This is a genomic window from Nitrospirota bacterium (assembly GCA_035516965.1).
In the GTDB taxonomy this organism is placed as follows: domain Bacteria; phylum Nitrospirota; class UBA9217; order UBA9217; family UBA9217; genus MHEA01.
The window spans coordinates 79798-101307 of record DATIZR010000041.1; the positions used below are offsets into that span (position 1 = coordinate 79798).

Annotated in this window: 24 protein-coding genes and 1 tRNA gene; 19 read left to right on the forward strand and 6 right to left on the reverse strand. The window is 60.8% G+C overall.

The window, feature by feature from the left end; genetic code table 11:
* Window positions 1–125 precede the first annotated feature (125 nt).
* Complete coding sequence (locus VL197_05585; GenBank protein ID HUJ17448.1) at window positions 126–557, reverse strand: DUF1761 domain-containing protein; 432 nt, start codon at window positions 555–557, stop codon at window positions 126–128.
* Window positions 558–670: 113 nt separating this feature from the next.
* On the reverse strand, window positions 671–1096 hold the full coding sequence (locus VL197_05590; protein ID HUJ17449.1) for an SRPBCC domain-containing protein: 426 nt from the start codon (window positions 1094–1096) through the stop codon (window positions 671–673).
* Window positions 1097–1261: 165 nt separating this feature from the next.
* On the opposite strand from VL197_05590, the gene VL197_05595 reads away from it, so the two are divergent.
* The 14 genes from VL197_05595 to ychF all read left to right on the forward strand — a co-directional run bounded on the left by VL197_05595 (window position 1262) and on the right by ychF (window position 12751).
* Window positions 1262–1831: a DUF192 domain-containing protein gene (locus VL197_05595; protein HUJ17450.1), complete on the forward strand. Its 570-nt coding sequence runs from the start codon at window positions 1262–1264 to the stop codon at window positions 1829–1831.
* Between the two features lie 70 nt (window positions 1832–1901).
* Window positions 1902–2639, forward strand: a complete 738-nt coding sequence (locus VL197_05600; GenBank protein ID HUJ17451.1) for a hypothetical protein — start codon at window positions 1902–1904, stop codon at window positions 2637–2639.
* A 97-nt stretch (window positions 2640–2736) separates the two neighbouring features.
* Window positions 2737–3108: an acyltransferase family protein gene (locus VL197_05605; GenBank protein HUJ17452.1), complete on the forward strand. Its 372-nt coding sequence runs from the start codon at window positions 2737–2739 to the stop codon at window positions 3106–3108.
* A 760-nt stretch (window positions 3109–3868) separates the two neighbouring features.
* Window positions 3869–4168: a zinc ribbon domain-containing protein gene (locus VL197_05610; GenBank protein HUJ17453.1), complete on the forward strand. Its 300-nt coding sequence runs from the start codon at window positions 3869–3871 to the stop codon at window positions 4166–4168.
* 6 nt (window positions 4169–4174) lie between these two features.
* Window positions 4175–4960 carry a sugar phosphate isomerase/epimerase family protein gene (locus tag VL197_05615; GenBank protein ID HUJ17454.1) on the forward strand — a complete coding sequence of 262 codons (786 nt, stop codon included), beginning with the start codon at window positions 4175–4177 and terminating at the stop codon, window positions 4958–4960.
* Window positions 4961–5030: 70 nt separating this feature from the next.
* The gene (locus VL197_05620) at window positions 5031–6782 is read left to right on the forward strand and encodes a tetratricopeptide repeat protein (protein HUJ17455.1); all 1752 of its coding nucleotides are present in this window, start codon (window positions 5031–5033) and stop codon (window positions 6780–6782) included.
* Window positions 6779–7543 (forward strand): hypothetical protein, encoded by a 765-nt coding sequence (locus VL197_05625; protein HUJ17456.1) that lies wholly within the window; start codon window positions 6779–6781, stop codon window positions 7541–7543. Before VL197_05620 ends, VL197_05625 begins: the two co-directional genes overlap by 4 nt.
* Window positions 7540–8457, forward strand: a complete 918-nt coding sequence (gene ispE, locus VL197_05630; protein HUJ17457.1) for a 4-(cytidine 5'-diphospho)-2-C-methyl-D-erythritol kinase — start codon at window positions 7540–7542, stop codon at window positions 8455–8457. The genes VL197_05625 and ispE overlap by 4 nt, the downstream gene beginning before the upstream one ends.
* A gap of 28 nt (window positions 8458–8485) precedes the next feature.
* The gene (spoVG, locus tag VL197_05635) at window positions 8486–8797 is read left to right on the forward strand and encodes a septation regulator SpoVG (GenBank protein HUJ17458.1); all 312 of its coding nucleotides are present in this window, start codon (window positions 8486–8488) and stop codon (window positions 8795–8797) included.
* Window positions 8798–8913: 116 nt separating this feature from the next.
* Window positions 8914–8987, forward strand: a tRNA-Gln gene (locus VL197_05640).
* Between the two features lie 27 nt (window positions 8988–9014).
* Window positions 9015–9962, forward strand: a complete 948-nt coding sequence (locus VL197_05645) for a ribose-phosphate pyrophosphokinase (protein HUJ17459.1) — start codon at window positions 9015–9017, stop codon at window positions 9960–9962.
* Between the two features lie 132 nt (window positions 9963–10094).
* A complete protein-coding gene (locus tag VL197_05650) occupies window positions 10095–10859 on the forward strand; it encodes a 50S ribosomal protein L25 (protein HUJ17460.1) in 765 nt (254 codons plus the stop codon).
* Window positions 10860–10908: 49 nt separating this feature from the next.
* A complete protein-coding gene (pth, locus tag VL197_05655; GenBank protein ID HUJ17461.1) occupies window positions 10909–11475 on the forward strand; it encodes an aminoacyl-tRNA hydrolase in 567 nt (188 codons plus the stop codon).
* 181 nt (window positions 11476–11656) lie between these two features.
* Window positions 11657–12751, forward strand: a complete 1095-nt coding sequence (gene ychF / locus VL197_05660; GenBank protein HUJ17462.1) for a redox-regulated ATPase YchF — start codon at window positions 11657–11659, stop codon at window positions 12749–12751.
* Window positions 12752–12760: 9 nt separating this feature from the next.
* On the opposite strand, the gene VL197_05665 is transcribed toward ychF, so the two are convergent.
* Together VL197_05665 and VL197_05670 are read right to left on the reverse strand one after the other, a co-directional pair.
* The gene (locus VL197_05665) at window positions 12761–12940 is read right to left on the reverse strand and encodes a ferredoxin (protein HUJ17463.1); all 180 of its coding nucleotides are present in this window, start codon (window positions 12938–12940) and stop codon (window positions 12761–12763) included.
* A 24-nt stretch (window positions 12941–12964) separates the two neighbouring features.
* Window positions 12965–13186: a DUF2249 domain-containing protein gene (locus VL197_05670; protein HUJ17464.1), complete on the reverse strand. Its 222-nt coding sequence runs from the start codon at window positions 13184–13186 to the stop codon at window positions 12965–12967.
* A gap of 212 nt (window positions 13187–13398) precedes the next feature.
* Here VL197_05670 and VL197_05675 point away from each other — a divergent pair, with 212 nt between their 5' ends.
* Window positions 13399–14340: a phosphorylase gene (locus VL197_05675; GenBank protein ID HUJ17465.1), complete on the forward strand. Its 942-nt coding sequence runs from the start codon at window positions 13399–13401 to the stop codon at window positions 14338–14340.
* A gap of 11 nt (window positions 14341–14351) precedes the next feature.
* Here VL197_05675 and VL197_05680 read toward each other — a convergent pair whose 3' ends face one another.
* On the reverse strand, window positions 14352–15134 hold the full coding sequence (locus VL197_05680) for an HD domain-containing phosphohydrolase (GenBank protein ID HUJ17466.1): 783 nt from the start codon (window positions 15132–15134) through the stop codon (window positions 14352–14354).
* A 186-nt stretch (window positions 15135–15320) separates the two neighbouring features.
* Here VL197_05680 and ettA point away from each other — a divergent pair, with 186 nt between their 5' ends.
* The 3 genes from ettA to VL197_05695 all read left to right on the forward strand — a co-directional run bounded on the left by ettA (window position 15321) and on the right by VL197_05695 (window position 18317).
* The gene (gene ettA / locus VL197_05685; GenBank protein ID HUJ17467.1) at window positions 15321–17003 is read left to right on the forward strand and encodes an energy-dependent translational throttle protein EttA; all 1683 of its coding nucleotides are present in this window, start codon (window positions 15321–15323) and stop codon (window positions 17001–17003) included.
* A 377-nt stretch (window positions 17004–17380) separates the two neighbouring features.
* Window positions 17381–17698 (forward strand): pyrimidine/purine nucleoside phosphorylase, encoded by a 318-nt coding sequence (locus VL197_05690; protein HUJ17468.1) that lies wholly within the window; start codon window positions 17381–17383, stop codon window positions 17696–17698.
* A gap of 88 nt (window positions 17699–17786) precedes the next feature.
* Window positions 17787–18317, forward strand: a complete 531-nt coding sequence (locus VL197_05695; GenBank protein ID HUJ17469.1) for a tetratricopeptide repeat protein — start codon at window positions 17787–17789, stop codon at window positions 18315–18317.
* A 347-nt stretch (window positions 18318–18664) separates the two neighbouring features.
* Here the strand turns inward: VL197_05695 and VL197_05700 are convergent, their stop codons facing one another.
* A complete protein-coding gene (locus VL197_05700) occupies window positions 18665–20308 on the reverse strand; it encodes a glycosyltransferase family 39 protein (protein HUJ17470.1) in 1644 nt (547 codons plus the stop codon).
* 512 nt (window positions 20309–20820) lie between these two features.
* Here VL197_05700 and VL197_05705 point away from each other — a divergent pair.
* Window positions 20821–21510, forward strand: a 690-nt coding sequence (locus tag VL197_05705; GenBank protein HUJ17471.1) for a glycosyltransferase family 87 protein, incomplete at its 3' end; no start/stop codon positions are given.

Sequence of the window (21510 nt, forward strand, 5' to 3'; positions counted from 1 at the left end):
GGCTACCAGTCCAAGGTCGTCGCTCCGGACAGAGCATCCCCCCCCTCAAGCCATCAACCGGGAGAGCGGGAGGGAATAAGAAATTGAACTTGTCCTGCGCGGACTTGAAACCGTCTCCTCAGGAATTACAACCACGCACCGAGAATCGCTCCCATCACCATCAGTGCGATGAAGTGGTGCCCTGCCTGTACCAGGAACAGCGGCAGGAGGAGATCTTTCTCTTTGCCGCTGAAAAGCGCGTTGCCGGCGATGACCGGGATCTCAAACCCCAGCCAGCTCCAGAAGCCTATCGAAATACCTCCCGCCACGCTGGCCGGGCCGAACCACACGATGAACCGCGCCAGCACAGCAGCGCCCATGAAGGTTACCACGAACATAACCACGAAATAGGGACGCACATCCTTCTGCATCTGATCGATCTCGGCCTTCGTCAATTTGTCCTGGCCGATGATCCTCATCCAAAGAGTTCCGAACAGGCTTCTCGAATACCAGAGCGATCCGACCGCCATACCCGCGAGAGAAGCCACGAGCACGGCAAGATAATTTACATGAGCCATATCATCCTCTCCTGTGCAGGGAACGCGTCCGCACCACGTATTAGTAACCTCGAGAAGATGACTGCAGCAGCCTTCGTGATAACCGGCTGCGAAGGGCAATCATCAACGCACGGCTAGGCAGCTTTGCGTATCCTGGAACCCCCTTCTTTTGCACCCAAGTATTCGCGCCAGGGCTTCCAGTAATACTTTTCCCATCCCAGATTCACTCCCTCGTAGTCGTGCTCGGGAACATTCACGTGGGTCAGTTCGATCCTGCCGCCGTCCTTGTCAGGCCAGAAGCTGATGATCAGCGTGGAGTCGAGGTCTTCCTGCTTCCAGTCTCTGGACCTCCAGGACTGGACGATGAGATGCTTGGGAACCGCCTGCAGCGTCCTACCGATGATCATTCCTCCGAACGCGCGGAACGAAGAATCGGCGGTGCGGCTTATGATCACGGGCTGCCCGATGATCTCAGCGTGGATTTTCCGACTCATATACATGTCATAGAGCTTCTCAGGCGGTGCGGGAAGCACGACTGTTTGCTGAATTGTATTCGGCATGGAAAACACCTCCTCATCTTGAATTAACTGGGATAAAATGCCTCCTCTTTTAAGGTAGCGCCGGTTTCAGCCCATGTCAAGGGGCTGATGTTTCCTTGCGCGCCGGCGGTTTCATGCTGTCTTATAGGCTTGAATTTTTCCACCTCGCCATGGTAAAGTGCCTTCGTGATCGCCGCGTTTATAATCTTGCTGTTCGCCGTCCTGCTCAGGCGGACCCCTCGGATCAAGGTCGACGGGACCACCGGAAAACTGGTCGCTCTCCTGGCCACAGCGGTTGTCACGCTGACGCCCGCTGTGGGAGCGGACAAGGCGTACGGGACCGAGCAAGGCGCATATGTTGCCGGAGGTCTGAGCGGAGACAGGCCGGTGCGGCAACTGACCGTGACGGCAATCCCCCGCGGGAAATCCGGGGGCGGCCGAACATTTTCCGTTGTTCTGGTCTGTGATACCTCCCGGATGAGGTCAAAGGGACTGCAGGGATTCCGTCCGCTTAAACCGGAAGAAGCAGCCCTGTTCGTGTTTGACCGGCCGGAGGCGGTGACGTTCTGGATGGGCAGCGTTACCTTCCCGATTGACATCATCTTCGTTTCTTCCGAACATGCTGTTGTTAGCGTCTACGCCGGCTGCAGACCGGGCAGCCGGGACCATTATCCTTCGACCGCGTCCGTGAAATGGGTGATCGAGACCGCAGCCGGCTCCGGCATCGCGGTGGGGGACCGGGTACGCATAGAATAGTGAACAGCATGTCGTTAGGCACGAATGTCGTCATGGTACCTCCGCCTCCTGCGCTGATGAGGAGCGGGAAATGGAAATAGGCTACCGTATCATCCGGCCGTCCGACGTGGGTGCGCAGAACGCGAGCTTCGCACAGATATCACTCTGGCGCAGTGCGAACTGGGGTGTGTCAGACGGCGAGCGCGGTGTGACCGAGGCGATCGAGATCGCGCGCGAGTGCAGGTCCCGCGGCATCCGCACCGTCTATCATCCCCTCGAATACCCAATGTCCGGGGAACTGGCGATGGACTCGGTCGACGTCATGAAAAGGCTGGCTGCGGCGTGCGATCTCGGCATCATCATCCATGACGAAGGCGGTGCACGTGGCCGGATCCTTTCGGGCGCGGAAGCAGAGCGGTACGGGATGAACGTAAGGGACGTGAGCAGCCTCTGCCCGGTCTCGATCGAGAATTCCTACAACTCTGCCGACATCCTCCGGTTCTGGGAGCGATTCGTGATACCCTTGCCCGAGACCGTGTCCATCACGCTCGACATCGGACACCTCGAGCTTGCGGGGATCGACTCACCCGCCTTTGTCAGGGACCTGCCGGAACGCCTGCTCGCACGGGTGCGGTTCGTGCATATCCATCATCATGACAAGACGGCCCGCTCCGGCGTGGCAGACCATCAACCGCTCCGGCCGGGCTGCCGGGAGATCGAGGCCCTGAAGATGCTGCGCGGAAGAAAGCAGGGCCTCCGGGTGATCGTGGAGCTTGACGCGGCCGAGGAGGGGATGCGGGAAAGCCTCGAACTGCTGGGCAGGATGTGACACGAGCCGGAGCGGACACATGGGAGTTTCGGGCGTCATGGTGCTGACCACCGGCCGCCGGGGCGCCCGCATCGGCGCGGGATGAGGTGTATGACACGTGAAGAAATTGACCTACTTGGAGAGTCTCCGGGGGCTGGCGGCGCTTGCGGTCGTGTTCAACCATCTTGCGATCGCATTCTATCCGGCCCTGTTCTTCGGGCCGTCCGCGCCGAGCCACACGGGCCGGGCTCTTGAGGCCGCCATTTCAGGAACTCCGCTGAACCTGCTGTACAACGGCGCCTTCTCGGTTTCGATCTTCTTTGTCCTGAGCGGGTTCGTGCTGAGCTATGGCTTCTTCCGGGACCGCTCCGCCACCGTCGCACTCCTCCCGCTGGCGGTGCCCTTATCACGCGGCGTTCCTCGTCACGTTCCTGGTGACCATGCCGGTCATCATGGTCGCATCGTTCGGCACGTACACTTTCATCGATGAACCGGGAATGCGGCTCTCCCGGATCGTATACGATCACGCGTTGAGCCTGCAGGGGCGCGTCCGCTTTCTCCGCGACCGCCTGGTACCCAGCTCCTTGAAGTCCCACCCGCTGTACCGTGTCCTGTTCGGGCTTGGCTCCGAAGCTGTCGCAGGCGCGAAGTGCCCGGGACCCGATCCGCAAGCCTGATGCCAAAACACCGGAAGCCTCGTGCCTTACCAGTACTTCATCGTGCGGCGCTACCGCAGACAGTCCTTCCCATGGCACAGCAGGCAGATCTTCCTCGGTTGAACACGGAGCATCATGCCGTAGTGGTTCCCCTGCGGATCATGGCAGGTAACGCAGGTCATTTTCCCCTGGAAAACGGGAGGCTTCGGACGGGCATGGACGGGATGATTTCGACCCGTGGCCAGGGTGCCTTCCGGCCGGTGTGACAGTCGAGGCAGAGGTCCGAGAGGGCCTGCACAAGGCCGGTCCCTTCGAGAGATCAACATGACAGAGGCACAGTTCTTTTAATGCCGGGAGGAGCGCCGGTCCCCGGACCCAGGTCCGCAGCCGGCAGTCAGAACGAGAGGGGACAAAAGGAACGGGTCGAACCGTTCAGCGGCTACTTATCGGCGCCCTGCAAGAGCCTCCCAAGGGACAGGTCTGGCAGCCAGCGAGTCCCCCGAAAGATCGGGAGAACGCCCGAAAATTCTTGTGTTCGGCCCCGCCTTTGTTTATAATATACACCCTGTTTACTGTTTTACGAGGAGGGCTGCAATGCCGGTGTATGAATATGAGTGCGCGAGCTGCGGCGGACGCTTTGAGGTGACGCGGAGGTTCAGCGACCCGGAGCTTACCAGCTGCCAGCTCTGCAAAGCTCAATCGGTGCGGAAGGTGCTCTCGCCTGCCGCGTTCGTGCTCAAGGGTTCGGGATGGTACGCGACGGACTATGCCGCGAAAAAGAACGACGAGGCGCAAAAGCCTTCGAGCAAGGAAGATTCCAAGCCCGAGTCCAAGCCCGCCGCGGCGTGCGGCGCAGGGGCCTGTGCCGCGGGGAACTGCGGTTCAAAAGGCTGAGGCCGGATGGAACCGATCCACATCCATATCCCCTATCCCAAGCTGAGAGACTATATCGAGCTCCTGCGCAAGCGGGAATACGATCTCGAGATCTATCTTTCCGCGGCGGTGCTTGACCAGCTCGAGCGGGAGGACCTGGAAAAACTCGGGAAGAACCTGGACTGGAACCCGGCGCTCACGCTGCACGCGCCGTTCATGGACCTGAATCCCGGCGCTGTGGACCCCATGATCCAGTCCGTGACCCAGGTGCGGTTCCGTCAGCTGATGAACGCGGCCGCAATCATGAAGCCGCGGGCTGCCGTGTTCCACGGGTCCTATGACCGCTGGCGGTACGGCGGGCGAAAGGACGTCTGGCTCCATAACAGCCTGGGCACGTGGCACAAGGTTATGGACACGGCGGAGAGCATCGGGATGCGGGTCGCGGTCGAGAACGTGTTCGATGAGGACCCTGAAGCGATCCGGATGCTGATCGAGGCCATCGGGCGTCCCGGCTTCGGGTTCTGCTTCGATACGGGCCACTTCAACCTATTTTCCACCGTTTCGATGGAACGGTGGTTCGAACAGCTCGGCAGGCATCTGGTTGAGGTCCATCTCCACGACAATGACGGGTCGGCGGACTCCCACTGGGCGCTCGGGCGGGGTGATGTGGATTTCGAACACTGCTTCTCGCTGATGCGCGAGCATGCGTCGGCACCCGTCTATACCATCGAAGCGCACGACAAGGACGATATCGAGACCAGCCTCGAGCGCGTTCGCTCATTACTGCAGTGGCAGGGCTCCAAGACAGTCTGATGCGTAACGGCAGTCCGTTCCCCTCGGCACGTCTTCGCTCCCCGGAACGAGGTATCCTGGACCTATGATCATGAAAAAGACCATTCTTCTCCTGCTGGCAATAACGCTTTCGTCGTCCTGCGCAATGAGCGTGCAGAAAATGCCGGAGGTCACCGTGGAGGGCATGAGCGCCGATTCCCGCGTCCAGGCCGATGCCTATTACCACTTCATGCTCGGCAGCCTCGCCGAGCAGGAGGGTGAGTTCGACCGTGCGTTCAAGGAATACCAGGCCGCGGAACGGCTCGATCCCTCCTCCGCGGAGGTGCTCCTGTCGCTGTCGTCCCTCGCGCTCCGGAAAGGCCAGGTCGACGAGGCGGCGGGGTATGCGAAGAGAGCGGCCGAACTCTCACCGAAGCGGATGTCAGCGCTTCTGCTGCTCGGGAACATCGCCGCGGGCAGGAAGAAATACGAAGAGGCTATCGGCATCTATCGCAAGGTGATCGCACTCGATCCGAAGCAGGAGGACGCCTATATCTATCTGGGGTCGCTCTTCGCGACGCTCAAGCGCTATGATGAGGCGATCGAGACCCTGACGCAGCTCGAAAAAGTGAACGCCGGCTCTCTCATGGCCCCCTACTACCTGGGCAGGGTCTATTCGGACCGGCAGATGTACCCGGAGGCCCTGGCGGAGTTCAAGCGCGCCATCGCCCTGCGCGAAGATTTCGAGCCTGCCTACACTGCCATGGCATTCGTCTACGAGGTGACCGACCGGGCCGGCGAGGCCATTGACGCATACCAAAAAGCGCTGGCGATCAATCCCCACGACATGGACATCGCCGCACGCCTCGCGCAGCTCTACATCCAGCAGAATGCGCTCGACAAGGCGCTGGAGCAGTTCCAGCAGCTCGTGGCGAACGATCCGCGGAACTACGACGCCCGGGTGAAGATGGGACTGATTTACGCCGAGAAAAAGGAGTATGCGCGGGCGCTCGAAGCCTTCCGGGACGTCGAGCAGGCAGACCCGAACGATCTGCGTCTGAAGCGGTACATAGCATCCACCCTGGTCGCGCTCGAGCGCTACGATGAGGCGCTCGGGAAGTACCGGGAACTCCTGGCGGCCGCGCCGGACGACACGGATACCCTGCTCCAGATTTCCTATATCTATGCTCAGCTGAAGCGGACCGCGGAGGCGATCCCGCTGCTGGAGAAGGCCCTGAAGGACCAGCCGGGCAAGCCCGAGCTGTACCTGTACCTTGCCAATGCCTACATGGACGTGGGGCGGTACGCGGAAGCGTCGCAGGTGCTGAAGAAGGGCATCGAGCTGGCCCCCGACCGGGATGATCTTCTGTTCACCCTTGCCATTGCCTCCGAGAAACTGGGGCGGCGGGGCGATATGATCGACGCACTCAAGCGGACGCTGGAAGTGAAGCCCGACAATGCCGATGCCCTCAATTACCTCGGCTACTCCTATGCCGAAAAGGGAGAGCACCTCGACGAGGCGATCATGCTCATCAAGCGGGCGCTCCTGATCAAACCGGAGAACGGGTATATCCTCGACAGCCTGGCGTGGGCCTTGTATCAGAAAGGCATGCTGGAGGAGGCCCTGACCTATATGCAGCAGGCGATCGTGAAGACCAAGGATGACGATCCCGTCATGCGTGAACATTACGGCGACATTTTCCTCAAGCTGTCCGAGAACGGAAAGGCCCGGGAGCAGTGGCTGCGATCGCTCGAACTGGACCCTAAAAACCAGGAGCTCAAGGACAAGTTCCGGCAGGCCGGCTTCGGAGATCCTGACGTGCTGCTCAAAGACAAGAAACCGGGGAAGAAGAGCAAGAAGTGAAGACCTCCCGCCTTGTCGCCCTCGTCCTTGTCCCGCTCCTGGCCTCCTGTCTCCCGAAAGTCCCGGAAATTCCCATGACCGAGGCCCCCGCCGGTCCCCTGGTGCAGGCGCTCGAGGAGCACAGCCGCTCCTTTTCAACGCTCAAGGCGATCGCCGGCATCCGCGCCGCCCGGCGGGACCGGCGGCGTTCCTTCGATAACGTGGGCATCCTCGTGAACGGGCAGAAGCAGTTCCGGATCGAAGCGTTCGGACCTCTGGGAGAGAGCCTCGTCACCCTGCTGTGGGACGGGAACCAGGTGATGCTGGACCTTTCCGGCGAACGCCGGATGATGGACCCGAAGAACCCCGCGCTGGAACGCATCCTGGGCGCCGACGTCGATCCCGCCGACCTGTGCACCATCCTGTCGGGGAACGTCCCCGGGATCCTCGCCGATTCCCGGTCCCGGATGCTGTGCGCTCCCAACGGCAGCTGCGTGCTCGAACTGACCCGGGGCGCCACCGTGGTGAAAGTACGCCCCCCGCTTGGATGGGAGCTGCCGCTTTCGATCCTCCCCCCCTTCGAGGTCTACCGCGGCGGAACACTGGTGTATCAGGTGCGATACGAGTCAATCGAGCCCGTTGCCGGTTATTCCCTCCCGAGAAGGATTGTGGTCGAGAATCCCGAAAAACGGGCTTCGCTGGTTGTGGACTATGCCGAGGCCGACGTGAACGGCCCCCTTGACGCGGGGGCATTCACGATCACAGGTGGTGGAGAGCGATGAACGAGATCACGATCCTGGCGCCCGCGAAGATCAACCTCTGCCTGTCCGTGCTCGGGCGCCGTCCGGACGGATATCATGATGTTGAGATGCTGATGCAGATGGTGGGACTCTACGACCGGGTGCGCGTCAGCCGGGCGCGCAGCGGCATCAGCGTGACCTGCGACGATGTCGGCGTTCCCTCCGGGGACGGGAACATCGCATGGAAGGCGGCAGCGGCCGTTCTCAGCCTCGCCCGGGAAGAGGGGGGACTGGAGATCGAGATCACGAAGAGCATCCCCGTCGCCGCCGGTCTTGGCGGAGGGAGCAGCGACGCTGCGGCCGTGCTGACAGCCGCGAACATGCTCCTCGGGACCGGCTTGTCCCGGACTGAACTGGCCGACCTCGGAACGGGTATTGGCATGGATGTCCCTTTTTTCTTCCATGGGCCGCTGGCCCTGGCAAAGGGCAGGGGAGAACTCCTGCAGTCCCTTCCCCCCCTGCCCGGATACTGGGTCTTGCTCGTGAACCCCGGTTTTGCAACCTCGACCGCCTGGGTATACAGGAACCTAAATTTGAGGTTGACAAAAAAAATTGACTGTACTATGATTGCAGGTCTTATGACGGCCCGGGTAATAGCCCAGCGCCTCCAGAACGACCTGGAGACGGTCACCGCCGCCAGCCATCCCGTTATCCGCGAGATCGAGGAGCTGTTGCTCTCGCGCGGTGCGCTGGGTGCACGCATGAGCGGGAGCGGGCCCACGGTATTTGGCATATTCGAAACAGAAAAGGAGTGCAAAAAAGCCGCTGACAGGGTGTCCCGGGAGGGATGGAAAGTCTTTGCAGTTGAGGCATTGACCGCGTCACCGTTCGAGGTGTACCATACTACCAGAGATTCGGCAGCGTCCCGTGACCGCAACGCCGCCCCGAATCCATGACAGATTCACATCATGAGGGGGAACGAGTATGGAAATCACAGAGGTACGGGTTTTCCCGGTCAGCAATGAAGAGCGGCTCAAAGCCTACGCGACGATAACCATCGATAACGTTTTCCTGATCAGGGACCTCCGGGTGATCAACGGCAACGCCGGGCTGTTCGTGGCCATGCCGAGCAGAAAGATGAAGGACGGGACCTTCAAGGATATCGCACACCCGCTGAACAGCGAGACGCGGCAGATGATCGAGTCCAAGGTCCTCGCCGAATACGAACGAGAACTGGCGAATCCGACGAAACGGGAACCGGCCCCGAAAGACGCCGCCCCGAAAGACGCAGCATGAGGGGATGCACACCGGTTGATCCGGGTTCTTGCCGATTCTGCAACTGACAAGGGATAGGCGTGCCTGCCTATCCTTTTCATGTTTATCCGGGCGACAGCCCCCGGGCGCGCCGTTGATCGGGGATCGTCTAATGGTAGGACAGAGGCCTTTGAAGCCTTGAATCGGGGTTCGACTCCCTGTCCCCGAACCAGTAACGGAAAAGAGGACACGTAAGGCGATGGTGAGATCACGGGAACTCAAGATTTTTACCGGCAATGCGAATCAGGCCCTGGCCCGGGAAATCTGCCAGAAGATGAACATCCCGCTGGGCAACGCGCTGGTCGGCAGGTTCAGCGACGGCGAGATCAATGTCCAGATCGTGGACAACGTGCGGGGCATGGATGTCTTCGTGGTGCAGCCCACGGCGAGCCCGGTCAACCGGAACCTGATGGAGCTCCTGATCATGATCGATGCCCTGAAGCGGGCATCGGCCATGCGGATCACTGCGGTGCTCCCCTACTACGGGTACAGCCGGCAGGACCGCAAGGTGCAGCCGCGCGTGCCGATCACGTCAAAGCTGGTAGCGGACCTGATCACCGCGGCCGGCGCGAACCGCGTGCTCACGGTCGACCTGCATGCGGGCCAGATCCAGGGGTTCTTCAACATCCCGGTGGACAACCTGTTCGCGGCCCCGGTGCTCCTGGACTATCTCAAGGGCAAAAAATTCAACAGCCTGACCGTGGTCTCGCCCGATGCGGGCGGCGTGGAGCGCGCCCGGGCCTTCGCGAAACGGCTTGATGCCGCACTCGCCATCATCGACAAGCGGCGCGACAAGCCGAATGTCGCCCAGGTGATGCACATCATCGGCGATGTCAAGGGCCATGACTGCCTGCTCCTCGATGACATGGTGGACACGGCGGGCACGCTGACCGAGGGCGCTACGGCGCTCAGGGCGAACGGGGCGGGCAAGATCTACGCCGCATGCACCCACGCCGTGCTTTCCGGACCCGCGACGAAGCGCATCAACGAGTCGGTGCTGGACGAACTGATCGCCACGAACACGATCGCGCTCGAAGCCAAACAGCAGGAGTGCAAGAAGCTGTCGGTCCTGTCCGTCGCGCCGCTCCTTGCCGAGGCGATCACGAGAATCTACGAGGAGACCTCGCTCAGTTCGCTGTTCGTGTGAACAGCTTAAAATTAACCACGGATGAACACGGATAGACACAAGTAAGGACGAACGCGTAGTATCATGCAAGCCGGTTTTCATCAGTGATAGTCTGTGGTTCATAACGATGTACTAACATGTATCGGAGGAGAAATGGAAAAGATCGCATTGACAGCACAGGTCAGAGAGAAGGCGGGCAAGGGGATCGCCCGGGGCCTTCGGCGGAGCCAGATGGTCCCGGCGGTTCTCTACAGCCACGGCAAGTCCCTGCCCATCGCGATGGGCAATAAGGATGTCACGAAGGTGCTCAGCACGGCCGGCGGCGAGCACGCATTGATCAACCTGAAACTTGACGGGGCCACGGACAAGGCGGACCGCCTGGCGCTCATCAAGGACTACCAGGTGGACCCGATCAACGGCGGACTCATCCATGTCGACCTCATGGAAGTCGCCATGGACGAGAAGGTCAGGATCCCGGTGGGCGTCCATATTGTCGGCAACTCGATCGGCGTAAAGGAGGGCGGCATCTTCCAGTACGGTCTCCGGACGCTCGACATCGAATGTCTTCCGAACCAGATCCCGGATTCCATCGAGGTCGACATCTCGGCGCTCAATGTGAACGAATCGCTCCACGTGCGCGACATCAAGGTCGCCGAAGGCATCAAGATCCTGACGGACCCCGTCGCGACGGTGGCCACCATCCAGCCGCCTATCTCGGCTGAGAAGCTCGAAGCCATGCTTACGGCCACGCCTGCTGTGACGACCGAGGGTGGAGAGCCGGAGCTGGTCAAGAAGCCGAAGAAGGAAGGCGAGGCCGCTGCGGCCCCTGCCGCCGAGGCCAAGGGCAAGGAAGGCGCCAAGGAAGCGGCTCCCAAGAAGGAAGCAGCTCCCAAGAAGGAAGCGGCCCCCAAGAAGTAATTGCGGGAAGCGGGGCGCGCGGTTTTCCGATGCGGCCTGAATCTGCACGATGAAATTCATCATCATCGGCCTGGGAAACCCGGGAAAGAAGTACGAGCGTACCCGCCACAACGCCGGGTTCATGGCCGTTGACGAGCTCGGACGGCGGACCGGGATTCCGCTCATCCAGGAAAAGCACCACGCGCTCATCGGCAGGGGCAGGATCGATTCCCATGAGGCGGTCCTTGCCAAGCCGCAGACCTACATGAACGAGAGCGGCCGGTCGGTCGCGGCGGTCCTTCGCGATTCCTACTGCACGGCCAGCGACCTCGTCGTGCTGCACGATGAACTCGATTTGCCGATCGGCACGGTCAGGATCAAGAGCGGGGGCGGGCACGGCGGGCACAACGGGCTCCGCTCCATCATCGAGCAGATCGGGACGCCGGACTTCATCCGGGTCAGGATCGGCATCGGCCGGCCCCTGCCGGGCATGGACGCGGCCGATTACGTGCTCAGCCCCTTCCTGCCCGGGGAACGCGCAACAGCGGCCGGAGCCGTTGAAAAGGCAGGCGAAGCGGCGCTTGCGATCGTGACCCAGGGGATGACGCGGGCCATGAACCTCTTCAATCAGCAGTGATCTCACCCGGAGCGCACCTCCGGGTTTTTTGTTGTAAAAACTATTGCAACCACGGGTGAACACGGATAAACACGGGTAAACCTGAGTACAGCAGGAAGTGCTTTTAGTTATTTCCTGATTGATTTTTCACCTGTGTCCGTCTGTGTTCATCCGTGGTTATGTCGTTTAAAAGGAGTTCTCCATGGGTTTCAACTGCGGCATCGTGGGTCTGCCGAACGTGGGCAAGTCCACCATCTTCAACGCGCTGACCTCGGCAGGGGCGCAGGCGTCCAATTATCCCTTCACGACCATCGATCCCAACGTCGGGGTCGTGGACATGCCCGATGAACGGCTCCAGACGCTTGCCGGGATCTACCAGCCGAAAAAGCTGACGCCGACCACCATGGAGTTCGTGGACATCGCCGGTCTGGTCAAGGGGGCCGCCCAGGGAGAGGGGCTGGGGAACAAGTTCCTCGCCAACATCCGGGAAGTGGACGCCATCGCACACGTGGTCCGCTGCTTCGAGGACCCGAACGTGATCCATGTGGCCGGCGCGGTCGACCCGAAGGCCGACATCGAGGTGATCGAGGCGGAGCTCATGCTTGCGGACCTGGACGCGATCGAGAAGCGGCTGTTCAAATCGGAGAAGCTCGCCAAGACCGGGGACAAGAAGGTCGCCGATGAGACAGCCTTCATGAAGCGGATCAAGGACATGTTGAGCCGGGGAGAGCCGGTCCGGCGGGCGAGCCATTCAGATGACGAGGCGGCGTGGCTCAAGAGCTACAATCTCCTGTCCGCCAAGCCCGTGCTGTACGTGGCGAACGTGGCCGAGGACATGGTGAACAAACCGAACCCGATGGTAGACGCGGTGAGGCGGATCGCGGCGGAGGAAGGGGCCGTGGTCGTCGTCATCTCCGGACAGGTGGAGGGCGAGATCGCGCAGCTGCCCGCTGAGGAGCGGAAGGAATACCTCGCCGGCATGGGCCTCAAGGAATCGGGGCTTGACCGGATGATCCGTGCCGGCTACGAACTGCTCGGGCTCATCACCTATTTCACGGCGGGGGAGAAGGAAGTGCGGGCCTGGACCATCACGAAGGGCACGAAGGCTCCGCAGGCCGCGGGCAAGATCCACACGGATTTCGAAAAGGGGTTCATCCGCGCCGAGGTCTTCCACTACGACGATCTGATGAAGCTCAAGACCGAGCAGGCTGTCAAGGCCGCGGGACTCCTTCGTTCCGAAGGCAAGGACTACGTGGTCAAGGACGGGGATATCATGCTGTTCCGGTTCAATGTTTAGCCGGACCGGTCACTCCACAGAGATCGCATAATAGGGGCAGATGGTCATGACGCCCTGGTTCTTTTCCAGAACGAACGTGCCGGGATTGATGACCCATGCCTTCCCATCCCGCATCTCGAAGAATTCGGGAAAGGCCTCCGCGCACCCTCCGCACCCCTCGCACTTGCCGTAGTCAATGTTCAGGTACATGCCGCCTTCCATCCTCCCGCGCTGTCATTTCCTGGTGATCTGAACCTTCCATTCCTCCGGGCCCTGGGCCAGATACTCCCAGGTGAACTGATCCTCCCGCTCGTGCAGGAACGAGTAGTAGAGCGGTTTGGGATCATGGTCGTTCACGAGAACGAACGACTCGCCCTTGTTCAGCCCGTCAAAGGTCTTGAAGATGAGCGGATGCCTGTCCCGGGGGATGATCGTGGTTACATTCAATGCCTGCATGGTTCGCCTCCTTGTGGGGTTCATTGCGAGAGAGTCTTCTCTCTTCCGATCCTACAATACTCCTCTTCAGGAAAGGAGACTATGACCTGCATCATGGTCGGCATAGTACCCGCCCGCCAGGAATTTTTCAAGGAGGGGGTCGATTTTTCTTCACTCCATGCTATAATCTACACCGCTGCCAAGGGATCATCACCAGCCAGGGGGCTTCATCCATGGTCATACCAAAGGGAACACTGTGGGAGCGCCTGACATCGTCGACGCTGCGTGCCCTTGCCGCCAACGCCCTTTTTTCCTTTCCCACCGGTCGCGCCTTTGTGGAGGAGAAGGGCGTTCGCTATTTCGTGCGCGTGCTCGAGAGCCTGAGCCGCAAGGACGAGGCGCGCCGGGCGCAGGACAGCGCATCGCAGCAGGGCAGGCAGGCGAACCCCTTTCTTCCGCCGGAACCCGACCTGATCGTAGGAGATGTCGGGCCGGGGCATGTGGCGGTCCTGAACAAGTTCAACGTGGTGGAGAACCATCTCCTGCTCGTCACGCGGAAGTTCGAGGACCAGGACGCGCTGCTCACGCCGCAGGACTTCGAGGCGCTCTGGCAATGTCTGAGCGAGTACGACAGCCTCGGCTTCTACAACGGAGGCCGCGAGGCAGGCGCGAGCCAGCAGCATAAGCATCTTCAGCTCGTGCCGCTTCCGCTCGCTCCGGAGGGGCCCGTTGTGCCAATGGAGCCGCTGCTCGCGCAGGCGCCTCCGGGTCACGGCCTCTCCCGGGTGCCGGCATTTCCCTTTCTGCATTCCTTTGTGCGGCTCGAACCGGGGCTTGCAACCTTTCCCAATGATGCGGCCCGCCAAACCTTTGGGCGGTACTGCGATATGCTGCAGGAGCTCGGCATGCGGACGCCTTCGCCGGGCCGGACGACCAGGCACTCCGCGCCCTATTGCCTGCTGGTCGCCCGGACATGGATGCTGCTCGTCCCCCGGTCCCGGGAGCACGTGCAGGACATCTCGCTCAATTCGCTCGCCTATGCCGGGTCTTTTTTTGTGCGGAGCCATGAGTATCTGGAGCGGCTGAAGGCATACGGCATGATGAGCGCGCTGACGACGGCGGGGGTTGGACCGGAGGGGGATCGGAGCCCGAAGGAGGGCGGACAGCAAGGATGATGCGCGGCCTCTTATCCTATCATGCCGGAGAGGTCATCCTGCAGGGATTCCTCCATATCGATGAAGATCCTCCCGATATACTCTCTGAGCTCGGCCGATGCCTTCCAAAAGGCCTCGATCACCGCAGGGTCATACCGCGTGCCCGAGGCGGCCGTGATCACCTCAGCAGCCTCGTCGAAGGGGACTGCCTTGTGGTAGGGGCGCGTCACGGTCAGGGCGTCCAGGGCATCGGCCACGGCGAATACGCGGGCGCCGGCCGGGATCTCCTCGCCTTTGAGCCCGCGGGGGTAGCCTGAACCGTCGAAGTGCTCGTGATGACAGCGGATGATCTCCGCGGCCCTGCTGAAGTAGCCGATATGGCCGATGATGCGGTAGCCGATCTCGGGGTGCTTCTGCATGGCGGCCAGCTCCGCGGGGTCGAGGGGCCCGGCCTTCATGAGCACGGCATCGGGCACGCCGATCTTGCCGATGTCGTGGAGGAGCGACCCGCAGTACAGGTCCACGAGGTCCCTCCCCCGCATGCCGAAGGCATTGCCGATCACGAGGGCGAATTCGGTCACCCGGAGCGAATGGCTCCCGACCTCATGCTCCCGGGCGTCGATGGCGCTCACGAGCGCCTCGAGCGTGACCAGGTAGCCCGTTTCCATGCGCTGGACGATCCCATCAAGGTAGGTATCGGCGAAGTAGCAGTGCTCGCAGCGATAGGTCCCGTCCCGCCGCTTTACGTACCGGTCTTCCTCGATCGGCATGCCGCAGTTGGGGCAGGTGTGCATCACACGCGTCGTCTCGGTCATGTCATGAGACTATCAGGAGACGGACTGTTTGTCAACGGAGGGCGATGCTGTTTCCGGTACCGCGCCCGAAGAGTCGCCAGTGCACGGGCCCAAACGGCCCGTTCCCGGCCTTCCTTTTCCCATTGACAGGAGGGCCCGGGGAGTGTACAAAAGAGCCTGCATTTCAAACGGAGGTATTGAGCAAACATGGCTGCCGAACCGAACAAGATCATCTACTCCATGGTGGGAGTAGGGAAGTTCTACGACAAAAAGCCGGTGCTGAAGGACATTTATCTGTCCTATTTCTACGGCGCGAAGATCGGCGTCCTGGGCCTGAACGGGTCGGGCAAGAGCTCGCTGCTCCGGATCATGGCGGGAGCGGACAAGGAGTTCGTGGGCGAGGCGGTGCTGTCCCCGGGGTACACCGTGGGATTCCTCGAGCAGGAGCCGAAGCTCGATCCTGCAAAGACCGTCCGCCAGTGCGTGGAAGAGGGCGTGCAGCAGACCGTCGATCTTTTGAACGAGTACAACAAGATCAACGAGTCCTTTGCCAACCCCATGTCCGACGACGAGATGCAGAAGCTCATTGCCCGGCAGGGCGACGTGCAGGAGAAGCTCGACCACGCAAACGCCTGGGAGCTGGACAGCAGGCTCGACATGGCCATGGACGCCCTCCGCTGCCCCCCCGGCGACACGAACGTGAAAGTGCTTTCCGGAGGCGAGAAGCGGCGCGTGGCGCTCTGCAGGCTGCTTCTTCAGAAACCCGACATCCTGCTGCTGGACGAGCCCACGAACCATCTCGACGCGGAGTCGGTTGCCTGGCTCGAACACCATCTCCAGAAATACGAGGGAACGGTCATTGCAGTGACCCACGACCGGTACTTCCTGGACAACGTGGCCGGCTGGATCCTCGAGCTCGACCGCGGCCAGGGCATCCCGTGGAAGGGGAACTACTCATCCTGGCTCGAGCAGAAGCAGGAGCGCCTGAAGCAGGAGGAGAAGACCGAGAGCGACCGCCAGAGGACGCTGTCGCGCGAGCTCGAATGGATCAGGATGTCGCCCAAGGGCAGGCACGCGAAGTCAAAGGCCCGCATCAGCTCCTACGAGGAGCTGCTCAGCAAGCAGGGGGAGGCGCGGGCCAAGGAGCTCGAGATCTACATCCCGCCGGGACCGCGGCTCGGCAAGGTCGTGATCGAAGCGCAGAACGTGACCAAGGCCTACGGCGACAACATCCTCGTCGAGGACATGTCCTTCATGCTCCCGCCGGGCGGCATCGTGGGCGTGATCGGTCCGAACGGCGCGGGCAAGACCACGCTCTTCCGCATGATCACGGGCCAGGATAAGCCCGACAAGGGCGCGATCAGGATCGGCGAGACGGTGAAGCTCGGGTACGTGGACCAGAGCCGCGATGTGCTCGACCCGAACAAGACGATCTGGCAGGTGATCACCGACGGCCAGGAGCAGGTCCAGCTCGGCAAGGCCCTGATGAACTCCCGCGCCTACGTGTCGCGGTTCAACTTCGGCGGCACGGACCAGCAGAAGAAGGTCGGCGTGCTGTCCGGCGGCGAGCGGAACCGCGTGCATCTGGCGCGGATCCTGAAGGAAGAGGCGAACGTGCTGCTCCTCGACGAGCCCACGAACGACATCGACGTGAACACCATGCGGGCGCTCGAGGAGGGCCTCGAGAACTTCGCCGGCTGCGCCGTCGTGATCAGCCACGACCGCTGGTTCCTGGACAGGATCGCGACCCACATCCTTGCCTTCGAGGGGGAGAGCAAGGTGGTCTTCTTTGACGGTAACTATTCCGAGTATGAAGAGGACCGGAAGAAGCGGCTGGGCGCGGACGCGGACCAGCCCCACCGGATCAAGTACCGGCACCTGACGAGGTAGGAAGGCCGGGAGGGGTTGGGAATTAGGAACTTCAAATCAATTTCTTTACAAAACGGCAAGAAAATATCTCACAGAGGCGCAGAGCTCGCAGAGAAAATCAAAAAATAATTCACCATGAAAGACTTTCGGGTTTTGGTTTTAAACTCTGCGTCCTCCGCGTGCTCCGCGAGAGACGCCTTTAGCTTCTGGTTTTGATCCGGCTTGTCCGGGTTAGGAATTAAGAGTCAGGAATTAAGAGGAGTTTGGCGCTTCGTGCTTGTTTGGTCATCGGGACCGTCGGATTTTTGGATTGACAGACTGTCGTGAGAAGTGTACAAAGAGCATTGCAGGCTGCAATTGCACCCGTGCAGGAGATGCAGCGAAAGGAGTTGTCCGGCATGTCGGAGTTCAAGAACGTAACCGTCGTTCGCGAGGCGAACGTCTACTTTGACGGGAAGGTCACGAGCAGGACGGTCCTGTTCGGCGACGGATCGAAGAAAACGCTCGGCGTGATGCTGCCCGGGGAATACGAGTTCGGCACCGGCGACAAGGAGATCATGGAAATATTCTCCGGAGACCTGGACGTGCTCCTGCCGGGAGACAAGACCTGGAAAACGATCGCAGGCGGTCAGTCCTTCGAGGTGGCTGCGAACGCCAAGTTCAAGCTGAAGGTCAGGAAACTGTCCGATTACTGCTGCTCGTTCATAAAAGGCTGAAGCCTCAATCGTTTTGAGATTGAAAGATTTCTCTGTGCGCTCTGTGGTTAATTCTTGACAATACCGTTTCCGGAGGGGGGAGGACTTCATGAAGAGAACATTCCTGTTCGCCGCGCTCGTTCTGGTGGTCTCGGCCGGCTGCACGCAGCAGCGCGAGGAGCCCAAAGGCCAGGCTCCCGTCCCGGGGACGGCGATGACGAAGTCGCCGGATGAGATCAGGCAGCTGGAGCAGCTTGCAAAGCAGGCGCCGACCAACGCCGAGGCCTGGACCATGCTCGGGAACGCTCTCATGGATTCGAGACGGTTCGCCGAGGCAGTAGATGCCTATCAGAAGTCCCTCACCCTGGACCCGCAGAACGTGAACGTGCGCGTTGATATGGGCACCTGCCTCAAGAACTCCGGAAAGCCGCAGCAGGCCGTCGAGGAATACAAGAAAGCGCTCAAGATCGACCCCAATCACCTGAACGCGAACCGCAACTTGGGCGTTGTGCTCGCCTATGACCTCAACGACAAGAAAGCCGCTGCGAAGGCGTTCGAGCGATACCTCGAGCTTGCGCCGACCGCTGCCGACGCCCCGGAGATCAGGCAGCTCCTGCAGAATCTCAAGGCCGGCAAATAAGCCCTCTCCCTCATGAGAACGAAAGGCAGGCATTCATCAACTGAATGCCTGCCTTTTTTGTTTCTTGTGGCATCGGCCCATCGTGTGTGCTGCCCCGGCCGGTCCGTTTATACCAAGGCATTTACGGGAAGGTTTCCGAAAAACTCTCGAAATGTCATTGCGAGGAGCGTTTCTTGCGACGCGGCAATCTCGAAGATATTGATTCCTTTATAACCGGGACTGCGAAGTTTATCCCGAGCCATAAGCGAGATTGCTTCGCCTTCGGCTCGCAAAGACAGCAAGAAGACTTACTCAGGACCTACCTCTTCCAGCGTATCATCGCGAGAAGCGCTGCGACAAAGCAATCTTTATTTTCGCTCTTTCTGATACAGCGCAAAGATGTCCTTGGGCCGGGTGCTCGGATGCCGGTGCTCCCACACCTTCTGCCACTCCGGCTTGACCAGGGATGCCGCCTTTCCGGAACGCTGTTCGAGCAGCAGATCGCAGTCCCCCGTGCCGTAGAGCTCCATCCGCCGCGTCCGCAGGCCTGTAAAGTACTCGAGCATTGCGCGCTCCGATTCTCCCAGGCCGATGCTTGCCACGCAGGAGTATTGCCCGGGCAGGGATTTTTTCAGGTCCAGGAAGTCGGCGCGATAGCTCGAGCCGGCGTTCAGGGCCGGCAGCCAGAGCGTCATGATGAGCGCCCAGGCGAGGATGACCCCGAGGGTCCCGTTCAGCACATAGTGTTCCGGCTTGCTGGTAAGCTTCGTGACGACGAGCAGCCAGGCCAGGCTGTAGCAGACCGCCGCGGCAAGCAGCACGGGTTCGAAAGAAGGCACGTAGTCAGGCTGGAAATCGTGCAGCTTCCCGGCGATCACCGCAGGCGTCCCGGTCATCATTGCGAACCAGCCGAGCCAGATCACGAGCGCCGTGATGCCGAAGAAGAGGATCGCAGCCCAATTTCCCAATGCCTTTACCCGTGCAGGCAGCGGTTCGATCGCAGGCACCGCGATCAGCGAGGCCGGGATGAGCAGCGGCAGGGCATAGAGCACGCGGTTGGTGGTCGACGAGCTCAGCACGGCGATGAGCACGACAAAAGAAACGAAGGGAATCTGGAACACCGGGTGCTCGCGCCAGGATTTCCTGAAGAACCAGAGCGACCAGCAGGTCGGGACCACGACGGGCCAGGCAAGCCAGGCCAGGTTCAGAAGATAGAAACTGTGGGCATCGGGGGAGCCCGGGTTGAACCCCGCGGACCCGACATTGACGCCCAGGAACCGCCCGAGGTTCTGGTTCCAGAACCACTGCACGAACAGCCCGGGAGACCGGTGATGAAGAGCCGTGGGCCAGATCACGAGCCAGGGGAGCGCGGCCGCCAGGGCGATCGCGAGGGAGAGAACATATTCTTTCCGCCGCCATTGCGAAAAGAGCAGGGGAAGGGCCACGGCCGTGATGCCGAGCACGCCGGGAGCGATCAGCCCCTTGGACAGAAATCCGATGCCAACGCCGGTGCCGAGCCAGAAGCCTCCCCAGCTTAGGCGCCGCCGCGCAAGCGCGAGCCCGTACAGGGCAATGGAGAAGCCCGCGAAGAGCGCGGCGTCGGTGATCAGCTTGTGGGCCGTGACCTGGAGGCTGATGCAGCCCATGAGCAGGATGGCGGAGATGGCTGCGTGCTCCCTGCCGAACAGCTCCCCGGCCGCGAGCGCGAAGAACAGGAGAGCAAGGAACATATAGAGTACTGTGGCCAGGCGGGTCGCGACGAAGGGGTCCAGGACGGGCGAGAATATCCGTTCGAACAGGGCCGCGGTCATAAAGTACAGCGGCGGCTTCTCGATGAAGGGCTCGCCCGTGAGCGACGGCACCACGCAGTCGCCCGTCTTGACCATGTCCTGCACGATGCCGAAGGTGTAGGGCTCGTCCGCCTTCCAGGGGTCGCGGCCCACGAGGCCGGGCGTGATCCAGAGGACGAAGATCACGAGCAGCACGGGTATGGTGAGCAGGTTTTTTTTCATGGGAGCACGGGTCGCGCCCGGCACTGGATGCGGTCAGCCGTCAAAGAAATACTGCTGTGTTATAAGGTACCCGGAGAATGTTGTCAAGGTGCAAATACCGGAGGGGCAAAACATAGCAAGAGCAGGTAACCACAGATAAACACAGATGGACACAGATAACAACAGGAAGTATCTGAATTCCGGTGAAGAGCATTTGTGATGATCTGGCAAGAATTCCTCATTGCTGTCATTGCGAGGAGCGGAGCGACGCGGCAATCTCGATTTTTCAGGCTGATACGCATTACGGGATTGCTTCGCTACGCTCGCAAAGACTGCTTTCTTGACTTTATCACGAATGCGGCATTTTAAACATTCTTTCCATCTGAGTTTATCCGTGTTCATCCGTGGTTAAAGTATGTTGCTATCAGTCGGTTCAACGCATCGAACCAGAATTTGCTTGATACAGCCCTTCAATTCTGCTAGATTCGGTTTGCTTTCCAGTACGGTGATGCAGAGGAGCAAAGGAGACATTCTTGGCGCAGGCTGGTGAAAAACGGAGTGAATGGATTTCGTGGGCAGGCTGGGCCGTGCTGTTCCTCGCGACCTCTGCGATCATCCTTCATGACAGCAGCCGGTCCATCTTTCCCATATATCAGTATGCGGCCCTGGCCTGGTTCAAGGGGCAGCAGATCTATGAGATGAGCGGCATCGGCGGGTTCACCTATTTCCCGCAGGCAGCCATCCTGTTCTCACCCTTTGCGATCCTCCCGCGGGCGGCCGGAGAGATGGCCTGGCGGCTCGTGAGCATCGGTGCGATCGCCCTGTCCCTCAGGAGCTTCGGCAGCCTCGTTGCCGAGCGCTCGGGGAAAAACCTCTTTCCCCTGATGACCCTCGTCGCGATCCCGATCGTGTGGGACTGCGCCCGGAACGGCCAGGCAACGCTCCTGATGACGGCAGTGATGCTGATGGCCGTGGTCGACGTCAGCCGTTCGCGCTGGTGGCAAGCAACGCTCTGGCTTGCCCTGGCAGTAGCGATTAAACCGCTCGCGATCGTGCTGGTGCTCCTGATCGCGGCGATCGACCGCCCCATGACCTGGCGCGCATTGCTCGGTATGGTCCTGCTCGCGCTCTTTCCGTTCCTGACGCAGCGTCCCGGCTATGTCGTGGAGCAGTACGTCACGTGCCTCCAGAACATGGCGATCTCGGCGCACGTCGGCGTTGCC